Genomic DNA, 16926 nt, shown 5'->3' on the forward strand with positions numbered 1-16926 from the left:
CTACGTTCGCTAGCTTCTCGCCATTGCCCCCGTAGAACAGTGTGGAGAACCTCATGCAACAACAGTGTGTTAGTGGCCGTAGCGGCTGGTTTTGGCACGGCCTTGGCACCTTGATGCTGACGCTGGCCCTATTTGGCGGCCCGGCCGCGCAGGCACAGGCAGATAAACCGACAGAGATCCGCATCGGCCTGCCCGATCAAAGCGCGGGCAGCAAGCCGTTTATTGGTGGCCCGCTGGGGCTTGCTTACATTCGCCATACCCTGGAGCCGCTGTTTGAGGCCCAGGGCGTGACGGTGCGCTGGCAATTTTTCAAAGGTGCCGGGCCGGCGGTGAATGAGGCGCTGGCGAACCGGCAACTGGATATTGCGTATCTGGGCGATTTGGCGGCAATCATTGGCCGGGCGGGCGGCCTGCCGACACGCGTGTTGCTTGGCTCGCGTGGTTCAAGCTCCTATCTGGCGGTGACACCGGAGTCCGGTATCGCGCGTATTGACGATCTGCGCGGGAAGCGGGTGGCCGTCTATAAAGGGACTGCCGACCAACTGGCATTTGAGCGGGTACTTAAGAGCGCCGGAATCAATGTGCGCGATATTCAGGTCGTCAACCTCGACTGGACGGCAGGAAAAGCGGCGCTGGCCGCTCGCCGTATCGATGCGGTATGGGGCGGCGTGTCATTACTGGCGTTACGTGCACAGGGTATCCGCATTATCACCTCCAGCCGTGATTTAGGCTGGGCGAATACCACGCAGGCGGTGGTGCTGGCGACGCAGGATTTCATCGATCGCTATCCGCAAATCACCCAGCAACTGGTGAGTGCCCTGGTGAGCGAGGCAAGCTGGGCAAGCGACCCGGCGCATTTGCCGGAGTATATTCAGTTGATGGCCGGGCAGAGCCAGATACCGGCGGCGCTATTTGAAGAGCAGTTCCGGCCGGATTCGCTCAGCATACAAACGTCACCACGTATTGATGCGTTTTTGCGCACCAGCCTGCAAGACAGCCTACAACGTGCCCATGAAGCCGGGCTTATCCGCAGCGATTTTTCCGTTGACGACTGGCAAGATAGCCGCTTTGTTGAGCAGGCGCTGACAACGCTGGCCCCACCCGCGCATTGGCCGCTGTATGATGCCAGCGGTCATCCCCAGCCCTGAAGCGGGTGTATAATGCGCGAGAGGACGCCTGCGCGGCCCGATGACTGACGGCGTGCGGCGAATTATTTCGCCAGCACGCAGTTGAGATCCAACACTTCTTCTGCTGATCCGAGATTCATCAGGCCAAACAGGTCACGCCGCACAGCCAGTATGATGACGTCGCCTTGCGCGTTCACGGTGAGCGCCAGACCGTAATTGTCGAGGGTGTCATGGTGTTGCTGCGCATACTGGTTAAGCAACATGAATGGCGCTACGTTATCCGGTGTTTTCCCGGTCAGTTTCATGGCCAGATAGGTGTGCCCTGCCAGCGGTTCATTCAGGGGTTGCCAGTCAGGGGTGAGGGTTGCCGCCTGCGTTTGCAGTATCTGGTATACCTGTGGATTGAGGCAGGCGGTGTGAATATGCAACTGATTCTGGGTGCGCCCATAGTATGAGTTAATGGCAAGGCCGATGTTGTCGTCCTGAATTGGCGAGCCGTGTTGATGTGATAAGCGGTTTCGGTACTGCCAGGCTGCCGCAAAATAGTTGGGGGTATCGGCTTGCAGCAGGTGCGGGCTTTCGATACCGCTCATCCGCGCGGTCGCAATGAGCAAATTATGGTAAGGGCCGCGCCGGTCTTTGAGCAGGGCATAGCCCCCGGCAATATCAACGTCAAGACAAGGCGCGGGTGCACCGCTTTGCTGCTGATGAGGCACACACTGCTGGCTGACGATCATCCATAAAGCATTGTCGTTGCCACGGCGGGTGAAGGGCCGCCAGATAGCGAGGATGAGCGCCAGTAACAGCACGCAAAGCAGTAAGCCGCACAAATAGGTTTTATGACGCAGGGCGCGCATCATGGCGTGTTTACCTCAAATCGTAGGCGTTGAGCCGCTCGGCACCGGCGCATTGTCGGCACCGGCGTATTGATAGCCGGGCATCGTGAAACAGCGTGGCGCAGCAAGATGGCATCATGATGACAGCCATCGCTGCGAAGGGGCGATGGCTCAGGCGGCGGTATTTTTTTCGGCAATTAATTTGCGCATTTCATGCGTGACCTGTTCGATTAACATGCTGCGGGCATGTCGGGGCGGGAAAATAGCCAGATAGGCAATCTCCAGCTTGGGTTCAAACGGCTTTATCAGTAATCCGGGATGGCCGCTCTGGGCGGTGATGGTATCCACAATACCGATACCCAGGCCGGTTGATGCCATCATACAGCAGTGGCGCAGCGAGGTTTCAATCGGGCTTTGCAACACCGTGCCCCGCAGTGAAATAGCCTGCGCCAGTTGCGCCCGCAACACCGTTTTACGGCCCGGCAGAATGGCGCGGTGTACGTTAAGGTCGTCCAGGGTTATCTGTTCACGGTCAGCCAGCGGATGGTCAGGCGATATCACGGCAACGGCATGGGCGGTCCCGAGCATCTCAGCCTGTAGGCCTTTGATAGTCGGGGTGCTGTTGATAAAACCGATGTCATACTGATTACTTAACACCATGTCGGTGATAGCTGGCGTGCTCTCCACATCCATAAACAGCGATACCTCAGCATACTGGCGCAGCAGCGTTGGGAAAATGCGCTCGGTACACAGGTTAGCCAGCGCGGAGACTGCGCCAATGCGCAGCACGCTGCCTTTGGCATGACGGATTTCGTCAGCCACCCGCAGGATGTTATCCAGCCCCAGATAGAGCCGCTCGATTTCCCGAAAAAGCTTTAGCGCCTCTTCACGCGGCTCCAGCCCGCGGCCATCACGGTCGAACAGTTTTAGTTTAACGGCGAGCTCGAAATCCTTTATCAAGCGGCTGACGGCGGGCTGGGTGACGTTCATGATATTCGCCGCCTGAGTGATACCGCCGGTCAGAATCACCTTATGGAATGCTTCAACCTGTCTTAAGTTGATTCGACTCATAGATGTTACCAACCATAATGTTTATTTATGAATTCGGTACAAAATACGATTTTTAATTCACTTTACCAACCCGTAGACTGCGGATGGAGAGTTACAGTTTGTCATAATTTTGAAGAAAACATGATATTTCTGTACACCATCATGTCGCCGGTGCACTGGCATGATAGTTCACCACGTAATGGATAATGGAACTGGTTATACACATGGAACCCAAGGAGTCACCATGAAAGGAACCCTGTTTGCTGCTGGGTTGATGGCGCTGGCACCGGTGGTGCAGGCCGCCGATCTGACCATCGGATTGGCCTCATTCACCACCTCGATGGACCCGCAGTTCTACGTGGGTGGCGCGAACAGCGCGATGGCCCGTAATGTGTTTGACGGGCTGGTCAATCAAAACGAAACACAGCACATTACGCCCGCGCTGGCGGTGTCATGGCAAGCGATAGATGACAGCACCTGGCAATTCAAGCTGCGCCCCGGTGTGAAGTTTCATGACGGCAGTGATTTTAGCGCCCGTGATGTGGTGGCCAGTGTGAAACGTGTCGCATTAGCGGCAAAGAACAGTCCCAGTGCCTATACCCCGTATGTTGCCGACATCAGTGAGATTCGTGAGATTGACCCGCTGACGGTGGAAATGAAAACCAAGGGGCCGGCGGCATTGTTACTCAATAACCTGAGCCGTATTGCCATCATGCCCGCCCGCTTGGTTGACCAGCCGAGTGAGGTGCTCAACAGCGGTAAAGAGATTATCGGTACCGGGCCGTTCAGGTTTGTCTCCTATACCCCGGATGACAAAGCGGTGTTGAGCCGTAATGACGGGTATTGGGCCGGTAAAGCGGAGTGGGACAGTGTCACCCTGCGCGTGATTAAAAACAGCAGTGCCCGCATTGCTGCCTTGCTGGCAGGCGATGTGGACATGATAGAAAGCGTACCGACGACAGACAGAGCCAATATCGCCAGTCAGCAGGCGTTTACGACGGTATCGGTGCCGGGCAACCGGATTTTGTATCTGCACCCGGATCAAGACCGCGACACTTCGCCTTTTGCCCGCGGCGATGACGGCAAGAACCCGCTGAAGAAACAGGCGGTGCGTCAGGCGATGTCACTGGCGATTAACCGTGATGCGCTGGTGCAGCGTCTGCTTGACGGCCAGGGATTGTCGTCTTCCCAACTGGTGCCGCAGGGCTATCCCGGTTATTCGGCACGTATTGCGCCCCCGGCTTACGATGCGGCGCAGGCCCGGCAGATGCTGACGCAGGCGGGGTATCCGAACGGGTTTACGCTGACGTTCCATGCCTCGAACGATCGCTACCCTAATGATGCCAAGATTGCACAAGCGCTGGGTCAGATGTTCAGTCAGGTCGGTATCAAGACTGATGTGGTGACGATGCCCGGTAACGTCTATTTCGCCAAGGCAGCCCAGCGGGAATTTAGCCTGGTGATGGGCGGCGCGGCCATCGAAACCGGTGAGGCATCAGGCGTGCTGGGGCCGCTATTGGAAACCTTCGGCCCGCAGACCGGGCAAGGAAACCGCGGGCGTTACACTAACGTCGAGTTTGACAAACTGCTGGGGCAGGCACGCGCGACGCTGGATGAAGGCAAGCGAGATGCGTTGTTACAGCAGGCAAGCGAATTGGCGATGAAAGAGCAGGGGGTGATTCCGCTGTTGTTTCTCTCCAACACCTGGGCAATGAAAAAAAGCTATCGCTATATGGGCCGCACAGACGGCTACACATTGCCCTATTTTGTTCACTCCCAATAAACACCACGGTGTTTGCCGGGCGTGAGGAAAAAATGAAGTAGTGCGATTATTTCGTTAACACCAGGGTTTTTCATCAGGCCGTGTTCCGTCAGTTTTTTTGGCGGAACACTTCGCCTGCCATTCTTTTCGTGAACACCATGCATCAGATGTTAACCTGGCCCTCATGTGGTGTTCTCTGCGATTTTTACTGCGGCTTCACCTCAAGAGGCGTTGCGCATGAGGCTGTACGCAGTAAAGCAAAGGGATAAGCGGCGTGAATGTCTTGCTGGCGCTGAAAACCAGCGATGGCAAGGGGCGCAGGCCGTGGTGGTGGCGAACAGGTGTAGTTGGAGGCACAGTGACAGCCATTCCTATTATTATTGATTGCGATCCCGGTATTGATGACGCACTGGCGCTGCTTTGTGCGTTTGTTGCACCTGAGTTGTCAATTCAGGGGATTACCGTGGTTAACGGTAATCAACCGCTGCCCGTGACGTTGCGCAATGCGTTGCAGATTGTCGAACTGGGCGAGCGTCTTGATATTCCAGTCTTTTCCGGCTGCTGGCAGCCGATGGTACGAGAAGCCATTCACGGTCAGTTTCATGGCCCGCATGGCTTGGGTGAAGCCGATTTCCCCGCGCCACATCTGGCCGCGCAACAACAACATGCGGTTGATTTTCTGGTCACCCGCTGCCTGCTGGCGGCCCGACAGGGGCAACCGCTTACGCTGTGTACTCTCGGGCCAATGACCAATCTCGCCAGCGCCTTGTGCATCGCACCTGAGATGGCTGAAGGGATTGCGCGTATTGTCTCGATGGGGGGAGCCTGTCGCGTTCCCGGCAATCGCACGGCGGCGGCAGAGTTTAATATTCTGGCCGATCCCCATGCGGCAGATATCGTTTTCTCGCAACATATCCCCATAACGTTACTGCCCCTGGATGCCACGCATCAGGTGATCCTCACGCCAGAGCGCGCAGAGCAATTCGCGGCACATGCCGGGCGATTAGCCTCGCCATTGCGGCAATTACTGGCCGGGTGGGATCGTCATGATCTGCGCCGTTATGGCTCCCGAGGTGGCCCGTTGCATGATCCGCTGGTCATCGCCTGGGTACTGCGCCCGGATCTGTTTCACACCGAGTCGGCACGCATTTTTGTCGAACATGATAGCGAACGCTGTATGGGAAAAACGGTGATGGATCTTTATGATGCCAGCGGGTTACCGGCGAATGTCGATGTGGTTACCACGGTGGATACCGAAGCGGTGCTGCGTTTATTTGAGCAGTTGCTCTCAATGTATGGAGCCACATGATGATACGTCAGCGCATCATTATTGATACTGATCCCGGCGTCGATGATGCCATCGCCCTGTGGCTGGCGCTGGCCTCGCCAGCGCTTGATGTCCTGGGGGTGACGGTCGTGGCCGGTAACGTGGCGCTCAGCGATACGTTGTCAAACGCCCGCCGGGTGGTGGCACTTGCCGGGCGACGCGATGTGCCGGTGTTTGCCGGGGCATCGCGGCCGCTGATTGGCCCGCAGCGTTATGGCAAATATGCGCATATTGGCGCATTTGATGACAGCCTGCTGCCCGCGGTGGGGTGTCAACTGGCAGAAGAGCAAGAGCATGCGGTGGAATTTATTGTGCGCACGGCCAGACAGGCCGCACAAGCCAACGACCCGATAACGATCTGCGCAATTGGGCCGATGACCAATCTGGCATTGGCACTGATTCAGCACCCGGACGTTACGCGAGGCATCCGCCAGATAGTCACCATGAGTTGCGCGTTCAGTGCGCTGGGGCATCGCATGCCCTGGGCGGAGTTTAATGTCTATGCCGACCCTCATGCGGCCAGACGCGTGTTTGAAAGCGGTATCCCTCTGGTGGTCATGCCACTGGATATGACCTTTCAGGCACTGATCACCACGCCGGATATCGACATACTGGCCTGCAATGCCGGGCAGCCGGGACAGGCGATAGCCCGCCTGCTGCGCACCTTTGACCGGGGCGATAAGGCCCGTTTTGGCCGAGAAGGCGGGCCGATTCATGATGCCACCACGATTGCCTGGTTGCTGCAACCGTCGCTGTTCTCTGGCCGGGAGGCGCGTATCGGGGTGACGGTCGGTGGTGAAACCGCCGGGCACACCTGGGCGGATTTCTACGGTAAACTGAATAAACAACCGAATGCGCAGGTGATGCAATCTGTTGATGAGACTGGGTTTTTATCACTACTGATACAGGTATTGGGCAATTATCAGCACACTGATGGCACGACAAGCCGAGTGGCGGATACGCCTTAATTTCAGGGGAACTGCATGGCGCGCTTTCTGCTCGGCCGTTTAGTGCAAACGCTGATAACACTGGTGGTAATGTCGATACTGGTGTTTGTTGGCCTGTATTGGGTCGGTAATCCGGTGGATTTGCTGCTGGGCAGCCATGCCACCGAGGCCGACAGGGCGGCGGTGATCCACGCCTTTGGGCTAGACAAGCCCTGGTGGCAGCAGTATGGCATCTTTGTTCTGCACGCCCTGCAAGGCGACCTTGGCCAATCGTTTATCTTTAATCAACCGGCCTTGCACCTGATTATCCAGCGCCTGCCCGCCACGCTTGAGCTGGCGCTGGTCGCTTTTGTGCTGTCATTGCTGGTGGGGGTGCCGCTGGGTGTGTTTGCCGGACTGCGGCCTCATAGCTGGGCGGCCAAATCGGTGATGGTCGGGTCGATTTTGGGTTTTAGTCTGCCCAGCTTTTGGCTCGGCATGATGATGATTATGCTGGTGAGTGTAAAGCTAGGCTGGCTGCCCGCGTCGGGCCGGGGCCAAACGGTGACGGTGGCCGGGGTGCCGCTGAGCCTGTTCAGTGCCGATGGCTGGCAGCACCTTATCTTGCCTGCGCTGAATCTTGCGTTGTTTAAAATTTCGCTGATTATTCGGCTGACGCGAGCGGGCGTGCATGAGTGCCTGCAACAGGATTATGTGCGTTTTGCCCGCGCCAAGGGGCTGTCGGAGGCCCGGATTTTGTTTGTGCATGTGTTGAAAAACACGCTGATCCCGCTGATTACCGTGATTGGTATGGAGCTTGGCACGTTGATTGCCTTTGCGGTGGTCACGGAGACGATTTATGCCTGGCCGGGCATGGGTAAGCTGATCATCGATTCGATAGCGGTGCTGGACAGGCCTGTTATCCTCGCCTACCTGATGATGACGGTGGTGATGTTCAGTCTGCTCAATTTACTGGTTGATGTGCTCTATGCGGTGATTGACCCGCGTATTCGGCTGGGGGGGAGCGATGAATGTGGCAAATGATGCGCACCGCACCGCGGCTTTACCATCGGGTACGCTGAGCGCGTGGCGTAGGCTGGCAGGTCAACCGCTACCGGGACTGGGGCTGCTGATGTTGCTGATGGTGGTGATATTTTCGCTGCTGGCTCCCTGGCTTGCGTTACAAAACCCGTATGATCTGACGCAACTCAATATTCTGGATAACCGCCTGCCACCGCGCTCAGCAGGGATGACAGGGATGACGTACTGGCTGGGCAGTGACGATCAGGGCCGAGATGTGCTCAGTGCCATTTTGTATGGCACGCGCACCAGCCTGATGGTGGCAGTCAGTAGCGCACTGATGGCGCTGGCCGTTGGCATGGTGGCGGGGATGCTCAGTGCGTGGCTGGGCGGTAAAACCGACACCCTATTGATGCGCATTGTCGATATTCAACTGAGCTTCCCGCCTATCTTGATTGCGCTGATTTTACTGGCGGTACTGGGGCAGGGGGTGGAGAAAATCATTCTGGCACTGGTGATGACGCAGTGGGCCTATTATGCGCGCACACTGCGAGCCAGTGCGCTGCAACAGCGCCAGCGCAGCTATATCGAGGCGGCGCGCGGTATGGCATTTTCCGATACGCGTATCGTGTTTTTTCACCTGCTCCCCAACTGCCTGCCGCCATTGATTGTGGTGGCCGCGATGCGCATTGCCTATGCGATTATGCTGGAAGCGACGCTGTCGTTTCTGGGTATCGGTTTGCCCGTTACCGAGCCATCACTGGGGTTACTTATTGCCAACGGGTTCGATTATTTGTTATCTGGCGAGTATTGGATAAGCCTGTTTCCCGGCGTGATGTTGCTGGTGCTGATTGTTTCTATCAACCTGATTGGCGATGGCCTGCGGGATGTTCTTAATACCAGACAGGAGAATTAAGCGGTGAGTCAGCCGGTCCTGAGTGTCGAGCACCTGCATACTGCCTTTCGGGTGAAGGGGCAGTGGTGCGATGTGGTGCGCGATTTGTCGTTTGACATTGCGGCCCGCGAGACGCTGGCGCTGGTGGGGGAGTCGGGCTGCGGCAAGAGTGTGACGGCGTTGTCGATTATGCGCCTGCTGGCGGGGCCGGAGGTGCACACCCGCGGGCGGGTGTGCTTTAACGGCATCGATCTCCTCGGTTTGAACGCCCGCGCGATGCAACAGATCCGCGGGAATGCTATCGGCATGGTGTTTCAGGAACCGATGACCAGCCTGAATCCGGTGATGAAGATTGGTCAGCAGATAACCGAGGTGTTGCAACGCCACCGGGGGATGGACAATCGCAGCGCCCGGGCACACGCAGTGCGGTTACTGGAAAAAGTGCGCATTCCGGCCGCTCGCGCCAGGCTTGATGAATACCCGATGAGCTTTTCCGGCGGCATGCGCCAGCGGGTAGTCATTGCGATTGCGCTGGCCTGCCAGCCTAAACTGCTAATTGTCGATGAGCCAACAACGGCGCTGGATGTGACCATTCAGGCGCAAATTCTCGGCCTGCTGAAAGCGTTGCAGCAAGAAGAGGGCATGTCGATGCTGTTTATCACCCATGATATGGGGGTAGTGGCGGAAATGGCAGACCGCACGCTGGTGATGCATCAGGGCGAGCGGGTCGAACTGGCGGCAACCCGACAACTGTTTCACGCCCCGGAGCACCCCTATAGCCAGTCACTCTTTCGTGCGCTGGCGCGGCTGGGCGACATGTCCGACAGTCCACTACCCCGGCGTTTTTTACTGGCTGATGCTCCCGCTGAAGCCGAACTTGAAAATACCGTTACGCCCGGTGAGCCGGTGCTGGCGGTGCGTAATCTGGTAAAGCGTTTTGATGTCAGGCGCGGCTGGCTACAGCGGGTCCGTGGCCGGATACATGCCGTGGAGTCGGTCGCATTTAGCCTGCAACCGGGCGAAACGCTGTCGCTGGTGGGGGAATCGGGCTGCGGGAAATCCACCACCGGGCGGGCGATTTTACGCTTGCTGGAGCCGACGTCAGGTGAAGTGTCGCTGTGTGGAAAAAACCTGCTGGCGGCGGATAAAGCCGAACTTGGCGCATTGCGCATGCGGGCACAGATGATCTTTCAAGACCCGTATGAGAGCCTTAATCCGCGGCTGGCGGTGGGCCAGGCGATTGCCGAGCCCATGATTGCTCACCGGCTGGCCTCACCACAGCAGGCTCCGGAGAAGGTGGCGCAGTTGCTGGAGTCGGTTGGGTTGCGTGCGGAGATGGCCGGGCGCTACCCGCATCAGTTCTCCGGTGGCCAGCGCCAGCGTCTGTGCATTGCCAGAGCGCTGGCGCTTAACCCGCAACTTATCATTGCCGATGAGGCGGTTTCCGCGCTGGATATGACCGTTAAAGCACAAATCATCAACCTGATGCTGGAGTTACAACAGCAACGCGGGCTGGCCTATCTGTTTATTTCGCACGATATGGCGGTGGTCGAGCGCATCAGCCATCGCGTGGCGGTGATGTATCAGGGCGAGATTGTGGAGATAGGCCCGCGTCAGGCGGTGTTTAATCACCCGCAGCATCCCTACACCCGAAAGTTACTGGCTGCGGTGCCGGTGCCTGACCCGAAAAAGCGTCGGCATCGCTCGTTGCTGGCCGATGAACTGCATAGCCCGTTACGCCCGGTGGATTTTACACCGTCGCCACGTCGTTATCGGCAGGTGGCGCAAGGGCATCTGGTGCTGTTGCCCTGAATAGCGGGGTGAATTAAAGAGGCTGCCTGGGGCACATCATCGAATCCGGGCGTCACGATAGTAGGGAAAAACCCACCGCGTCATATAGAACACCCGCGTCGGTGGGTACATGATAATCCGCTACCGAATCATAATCGGTATTGCCTGATATTAAGGGGGGAGTTATGGCCAGGAGAGCCCATCATTAATATCAATAAACAGTCCGCCTGGGTGATATTGTTTACTGGAAAACGGCACCTTGCCATCACAGACGCCGACGCCATACGCTTTATTCATTTTCCCGTCCACCAGACGGCCATCACTGCGATAGTGCTCAATGGGCTTAAACTCAACACGCGTGGCGACAATATCCGCACAATTATTGACACCGATAAAGTCCTCAACGAACCCGATTGAGTTTCCCGATAATTTCCCCCATCCGACGGGAGTGGCCCAGGAACCAATTCTGGTTTTCTTATTATTGCTGGTGTCAATAACAAAACCGACCCAGATGTTTTTATCCGGTAATTGTTTATCCAGTTCAGCTATCAATAAATAGGTTCTGTTGAGCTGAAAATTAGGAATAATAACGGCGCAGCTCGCACCCGGGTCGCCGTCTGCGTCACTAGTGCAATGCTTATCTATCTTCTTTACCCCCTTGCCAAATACTGAAAATAATGCCCTGACCGAGCCATCATCCTGTGGCTGTAGCCCGGTGTAATAGAGATCTTCACTTGAAGCAGACTTCTGGAAAAAACCTGCCTGTGAGTAATAGATTTTTCTTTTTTTAGGGCCGGAAAGAATATTCATGGGGTAAACGACTTTATTAAATCCGTCATCTTTTCCCTCTTCATTTTTATCCGCCAGCTCACCCGTAAAATTAACGATATGGACGGCGTATTGTGTGTCAGGGAAATTGGCCATGGCGGAACTGCTAAGCATAAGGGCGGAGAGGGTAACAGCAGGTAACGTTCTTTTCATGGGTACTCCGGGTTAATGTTATTGGTCGGTTTTATATATCTTATCTTATTTTCGATATTTTTTTGTAAAATAAGGATTGTCCTATTTTCAATATTCTTATTGATTTTTTTATGCTTATGCAAAGCTTGTCTTTAATTAAATAAACAAAGGGTAAATGAAGAGGAAGAATTTCGGCGCTCTCGCAGAGAATTTGTAAGTGCTGTATTTTTTGCCATTAACATTTATCCGGCTACGCCACGCGTAAAGCATATAGCAGGATTGACAGTTGCTCTATCAGCAGCAGCAACATGAATACTTGCTTTGTTTGTTATACACAAAACACAAACATGACTTCGGCTGGCATGAAACGTTTTTTGGCGTGAGAAGGGCTGTAAGGTGATTGTTACACAGGTGATTTATCATCATGGCGATGGTCACACGGTGACTTAACCTTTACAGCGATATCCCGTTGTTAGAGTGATGATGTAACGGTGCGCCAGGTCAAAAACTCTGGCGGAAAAATGGAGCGGAAATAATCGCTGGTCTATGCTTTTTAAAACAAAACGATGCGACAGATGACATAGGGCACATATTTTTATTTTCGACCGAGTATAAGAAGTAAGAGTTATTTGAAGCGGGCCTGTGATCGCGTACAGTGAGATGACAAGGTATGGCTCTGATTTACCTGCGTCACTGACGTTGCCTTGTTAGCGTACAATTCATAATTATTCGCATTGAGGACAGAATGGATAAATTTCAAAGAGAGATTGAGGAAAGAACCAATCTTACCTCGTCCAACAAGTTTGAACTGTTGTTGTTCCGTTTGGGATCGCCTACCGGTAATGGCCCCTCAGAACTGTTCGGTATCAATGTGTTCAAGCTGCGTGAAATCGTTCCGATGCCGACGTTGACCAAAGCGGCGGGGATGAAGCCACCGATGCTTGGGATGATTAATATTCGCGGGCAGATTATTCCGGTTATTGACCTTCCGGCTGTGGTGGGGTGTGGTGAACATACACACCGCAATATCCTGCTGGTTACGGAATATGCACGCAGCACGCAGGCGTTTGCGGTGGAGTCGGTTGATGACATCGTGCGTCTGGAATGGAGCCAGGTGAATACCGCTGAAGCGGGCGTCAGTAACACCTATATCACCAGTATTGCCCGACTGGATAATGACCCGTCGAGCAACCGTCTGGCGTTGGTGCTGGATGTGGAACAAATCCTGCACGACATCATTCCTATCGAGCGCGAAATCAAAATTGAGAATGTAGAGGCCAAAACCTTCCACCTTAAACCCGGTGCGATGGCGATTGTAGCGGAAGATTCCAAAGTGGCGCGCTCTATGCTGGAAACGGGGCTGAAGGTGATGAATATTCCTTACCTGATGCATATCACCGGCCTGGAAGCCTGGAACAAGATAAAAGCACTTCAGCAGGAAGCGCATGCAGAAGGCCGCCCGATTTCGGACAAGATCTCCTTTGTGCTGACCGACCTGGAAATGCCGGAGATGGATGGTTTTACACTGACGCGTAACATTAAACGCGATGAGTCGCTCAAGCACATTCCGGTGATTATTCACTCCTCGTTGTCGGGTTCCGCTAATGAAGACCATGTGCGTAATGTCGGCGCTGACTCGTATGTGGCAAAATTTGAGATAAATGAACTGGCTGCGGCGATCCACAGCGTGGTTGATAAGGTTAAAATTCGTTAATTTGGTCCGCCCGCGTTGGGCGAGCTATCAGACTGCACACCCGGTCAGCGCGGTTCTGACCGCCTGATGTCTTCCACCACCGGCTGACTTGCGTCAGCCGGTTTTTTTTGTCTTTTTTTCAATACGATAAGTTAAATGTGATGTTCCGGTTAACACCCGGTGAAAAAACGCGCTTGACATTAACTTGACCAGGCATTAATTTCTTTTGCAATTAATGCCTGGTCAATAAAAAATGAATCTTTCGACAAAAGCGTCTCAACCTTTACAGCATGAGGATACGTCAGATGAAAGTCTGTATCCGATAGGGTTGCTTATCCATCTGCTCAACCAGTTTAAAGATAATCTGCTTAATGAGTATTTTGCTGACAGCGACATTACGGCGGCGCAGTTTAAGGTGTTGATCTGCATCCATAAAGGATTCAGCAGCCCGGTTGAGGTGAGCAAAAACGTCATGATGGATGGTGGCGCATTAAGCCGCATGATTGAGCGCATGGTAAAGCGTGATCTGCTCGTGCGTCAGCGTCATCCTGATGATAAACGCCAGGTTCTGCTGGCACTGACGGAAAAAGGGCAGGCTATCTGCCTGCGTTTTGAGCAAGAAGGGATGATGGTATTACCCACCCGTCTGATGGCACGCCTGTCGCCTGATGAAGCCAAAACGTTAGTTCAACTGATCACCAAAATGCTGCCGGATGACATCATCGCGCGTTATTTTCCCGGTTGATTTTCTTCTTCTCATTCAAAGGTTCCCGGTTTATGGAAACAACAGCGCCTTCTGTTGCGCGCGGTAGTCGCCGCAAACGGCATTTTGCCATCCTGCTGCTGGTATTAGTGTTGGCCGGGGTGGCCTGTAGCCTGTATTACCAGCGTTATCTGCGTTTTTATGAAACGACGGATGACGCCTATGTGAATGGTAATTTGATTACGCTCACGCCTCAGGTGGGCGGCACCGTAACGCAAGTCAGCGTCGATGAGGGCGACTATGTACAAAAAGGGCAGTTGCTGGTGCAACTTAGCCCGAGTGACACGCTGATTGCCTTGCAACAATCACAAGCGCAACTGGCCAAAACGGTACGGCAGGTGCGCGGTCTGTACAGTACGGTGGAGAACTATCAGGCGCAGGTGGCCGCCAGGCAAGTCGCGCTACAGCAAGCGTTAGGTGACTATAACCGTCGTAAAGGGCTCCTGGTGAAAGGGGCGCTTTCGGCGGAGGATCTGGCGCACTATCAGGATGCGGTAGACACGGCCCGCACCGCACTGGAGGCTGCCGAGCAGGCATTGCGCACCAATCAGGCCCTGGTCGATAACACCGTGATAGACGAGCACCCGGATATTAAAAGTGCGGTTGCGGATGTGCGCAGCAAATATCTGGACTGGGCGCGCAGTGCGGTGGTTGCGCCCGTAAGCGGTTATGTGGCGAAACGCGCCGCACAGGTTGGCATGCGGGTGAGTGCGGGGGCAACCTTAATGACGATTGTACCGCTTGATCAGGTGTGGGTAGATGCCAACTTCAAAGAGAGCCAGATGCAACAAATGCGGCTTGGGCAACCCGTCACGCTGACGGCTGACCTCTACGGCGATAAGGTGGAGTACCACGGCACTATCCAGAGCCTCGGCATTGGCACCGGCAGCGCGTTTTCCTTGTTACCGGCGCAAAATGCCAGTGGTAACTGGATTAAGATAGTGCAACGCCTGCCGGTGCGCATCGCCCTTGAACCTCACGATATTGACGCGCATCCGTTACGCATTGGCTTGTCGATGCTGGCGCGGGTCGATTTGCATGACACCCAGGGTCAGTTGTTACCGCCCTCACCGGTGGCACAGCCGCGCTACCGTACCGATGTTTATGATGACCCGTTACGGCAGGCTGACGTGATGGTGGCCAAAATCCTGCACGATAACAGCCTGCCGGTAGCAGACCATCGTGGCTAATGCAGCAGCAGTACATGATAAAGCGGCGTTTACGCCGCCCAACCTTGGGCTGGCAACGCTGGCGCTCTCTCTGGCGACCTTTATGCAGGTGCTGGATTCGACAATCGCCAACGTCTCGCTGCCGACCATTGCCGGTAATCTTGGCGTCAGTTCAGACCAAAGTACCTGGGTGATTACCTCATTTGCGGTATGCAACGCCATTTCGTTGCCGTTAACCGGCTGGCTGTCTCGCCTGATTGGGCAGCGGCGGCTGTTTATCGTGTCCGTCATGCTGTTTAGTCTGGCTTCATTTCTCTGCGGTTTCTCACGCAGCATGACCGAGCTGATTGTCTTTCGGGCGATGCAGGGCTTTTTTGCCGGGCCGATGTACCCGATGTGCCAAACATTGTTGTTGACCATCTTTCCCCCGTCGCGGCGCAACATGGCGCTGGCGCTGTTGGCGATGGTGACCGTGGTCGGGCCGATTGTCGGCCCTATCACCGGCGGCTGGATCACGGATAACTACGCCTGGCCCTGGATTTTCTATATCAATGTCCCGATAGGGATAGTGGCGTGCACGGTGGTGGCGATGCAATTGCGCGACTGGCGTGACACGACACAGCGCGCCCGCGTTGATTACATCGGTATCGCGTTGTTGATTGCCGGGGTCGGCACGCTGCAAATCGTGCTGGATAAGGGTAACGATCTCGACTGGTTTGCCTCATCGGAGATTATTGCGCTGTCGGTGGTGTGTGCAGTCGCGCTGGTGGCGTTTGTGATATGGGAGTTGGGCGAAGCCGAGCCTATCGTTAATTTGCGGCTGTTTGCCGATCGCAATTTTACCGTCGGCACCTTGTCGCTGATGCTGGGTTACGCCGCCTTTTTCGCCATCAACGTGATTCTGCCGCAGTGGTTGCAAACCTGGATGGGCTACACCTCAACCTGGGCCGGTATGGCCGCCGCGCCGATGGGCATGCTGCCGATGATGTTGACACCGATCGTTGGCCGTTATGGCAACCGCATTGATTTACGTCTGCTGGCGACCTTGTCTTTTGTGGTGATGGGGCTTTCTTGCCTGATGCGTGCGCAGTTCACCACGGAGGTCGATTTCTTCACTATCGCTGGTGTACAGCTCTTTATGGGGATCGGCGTGGCATTTTTCTTCGTGCCGCTGACCTCGATTTTGTTGTCGAATTTGCACGGTAAAGAGCTGGCCGATGGCTCGGGTCTGGCGACTTTTCTGCGGGTGCTGGGCGGCAGTTTTGCCTCCTCGCTGACCACCTGGATGTGGTCACACCGGGAGATTTACCACCATGCGGTGCTCAGTGAAAGTGTGTCGGCTTACCACCCCCCCGCGGTGGATTACCTCAATCAGCTTGGTGGCGTGAGCCAGTCAACGCTGGCGCAGCTCGATAAAACGGTGCAGCAGCAAGCGTGGATGGCCTCCACCATTGATTATTTCCACCTGCTTGGCTGGGGCTTCATGGCGCTGATTGTGGTTATCTGGTTTGCCCGTCCGCCGTTTACCAAAGCGGCTGGCGTCTCTGCCGGGCACTAAACGTTGCAATATTGTGGTTTTTTATGTTGTCGGTTTTCCGGTTTTTGAT

14 protein-coding genes are annotated in these 16926 nt (G+C 55.1%); 11 read left to right on the top strand and 3 right to left on the bottom strand.

Going from position 1 to position 16926, the window contains the following annotated elements; translation table 11 throughout:
• Nucleotides 1-53: 53 nt before the first annotated feature.
• Nucleotides 54-1148: an ABC transporter substrate-binding protein gene (locus DAQ1742_RS07145; protein ID WP_051124068.1), complete on the top strand. Its 1095-nt coding sequence runs from the start codon at nt 54-56 to the stop codon at nt 1146-1148.
• A gap of 62 nt (nt 1149-1210) precedes the next feature.
• On the opposite strand, the gene DAQ1742_RS07150 is transcribed toward DAQ1742_RS07145, so the two are convergent.
• Nucleotides 1211-1987 (bottom strand): CDP-diacylglycerol diphosphatase, encoded by a 777-nt coding sequence (locus tag DAQ1742_RS07150; RefSeq protein WP_051124067.1) that lies wholly within the window; start codon nt 1985-1987, stop codon nt 1211-1213.
• A gap of 147 nt (nt 1988-2134) precedes the next feature.
• Nucleotides 2135-3034, bottom strand: coding sequence for a LysR family transcriptional regulator (locus tag DAQ1742_RS07155; protein WP_035342790.1), 900 nt, complete (start codon nt 3032-3034; stop codon nt 2135-2137).
• Nucleotides 3035-3257: 223 nt separating this feature from the next.
• Between DAQ1742_RS07155 and DAQ1742_RS07160 the strand changes: the two genes are divergently transcribed.
• The 6 genes from DAQ1742_RS07160 (at nt 3258) to DAQ1742_RS07185 (ending at nt 10755) form a co-directional block, all read left to right on the top strand.
• Entirely contained in the window at nt 3258-4796 is a 1539-nt protein-coding gene (locus tag DAQ1742_RS07160; protein ID WP_035342788.1) for an ABC transporter substrate-binding protein, read from the top strand.
• 337 nt (nt 4797-5133) lie between these two features.
• Nucleotides 5134-6084 carry a nucleoside hydrolase gene (locus DAQ1742_RS07165; RefSeq protein ID WP_035346101.1) on the top strand — a complete coding sequence of 317 codons (951 nt, stop codon included), beginning with the start codon at nt 5134-5136 and terminating at the stop codon, nt 6082-6084.
• Nucleotides 6084-7070, top strand: a complete 987-nt coding sequence (locus DAQ1742_RS07170) for a nucleoside hydrolase (protein ID WP_051124066.1) — start codon at nt 6084-6086, stop codon at nt 7068-7070. The genes DAQ1742_RS07165 and DAQ1742_RS07170 overlap by 1 nt, the downstream gene beginning before the upstream one ends.
• A gap of 15 nt (nt 7071-7085) precedes the next feature.
• Nucleotides 7086-8072, top strand: coding sequence for an ABC transporter permease (locus tag DAQ1742_RS07175; protein WP_180706267.1), 987 nt, complete (start codon nt 7086-7088; stop codon nt 8070-8072).
• On the top strand, nt 8056-8964 hold the full coding sequence (locus DAQ1742_RS07180; RefSeq protein ID WP_035342785.1) for an ABC transporter permease: 909 nt from the start codon (nt 8056-8058) through the stop codon (nt 8962-8964). The genes DAQ1742_RS07175 and DAQ1742_RS07180 overlap by 17 nt, the downstream gene beginning before the upstream one ends.
• 3 nt (nt 8965-8967) lie before the next feature.
• Nucleotides 8968-10755, top strand: coding sequence for an ABC transporter ATP-binding protein (locus DAQ1742_RS07185; RefSeq protein ID WP_035342783.1), 1788 nt, complete (start codon nt 8968-8970; stop codon nt 10753-10755).
• A gap of 162 nt (nt 10756-10917) precedes the next feature.
• Here DAQ1742_RS07185 and DAQ1742_RS07190 read toward each other — a convergent pair whose 3' ends face one another.
• The gene (locus DAQ1742_RS07190) at nt 10918-11715 is read right to left on the bottom strand and encodes a DUF3472 domain-containing protein (RefSeq protein ID WP_035342781.1); all 798 of its coding nucleotides are present in this window, start codon (nt 11713-11715) and stop codon (nt 10918-10920) included.
• A 724-nt stretch (nt 11716-12439) separates the two neighbouring features.
• Here DAQ1742_RS07190 and DAQ1742_RS07195 point away from each other — a divergent pair.
• The 4 genes from DAQ1742_RS07195 (at nt 12440) to DAQ1742_RS07210 (ending at nt 16877) form a co-directional block, all read left to right on the top strand.
• Nucleotides 12440-13408 (top strand): chemotaxis protein, encoded by a 969-nt coding sequence (locus DAQ1742_RS07195; protein WP_035342779.1) that lies wholly within the window; start codon nt 12440-12442, stop codon nt 13406-13408.
• A 232-nt stretch (nt 13409-13640) separates the two neighbouring features.
• Nucleotides 13641-14132, top strand: a complete 492-nt coding sequence (locus tag DAQ1742_RS07200) for a MarR family transcriptional regulator (protein ID WP_051124065.1) — start codon at nt 13641-13643, stop codon at nt 14130-14132.
• A gap of 32 nt (nt 14133-14164) precedes the next feature.
• Nucleotides 14165-15340, top strand: coding sequence for an HlyD family efflux transporter periplasmic adaptor subunit (locus DAQ1742_RS07205; protein ID WP_035342776.1), 1176 nt, complete (start codon nt 14165-14167; stop codon nt 15338-15340).
• Nucleotides 15333-16877 carry a DHA2 family efflux MFS transporter permease subunit gene (locus DAQ1742_RS07210; RefSeq protein ID WP_035342774.1) on the top strand — a complete coding sequence of 515 codons (1545 nt, stop codon included), beginning with the start codon at nt 15333-15335 and terminating at the stop codon, nt 16875-16877. Before DAQ1742_RS07205 ends, DAQ1742_RS07210 begins: the two co-directional genes overlap by 8 nt.
• Nucleotides 16878-16926: the final 49 nt, after the last annotated feature.

Source organism: Dickeya aquatica, from assembly GCF_900095885.1.
In the GTDB taxonomy this organism is placed as follows: Bacteria; Pseudomonadota; Gammaproteobacteria; order Enterobacterales; family Enterobacteriaceae; genus Dickeya; species Dickeya aquatica.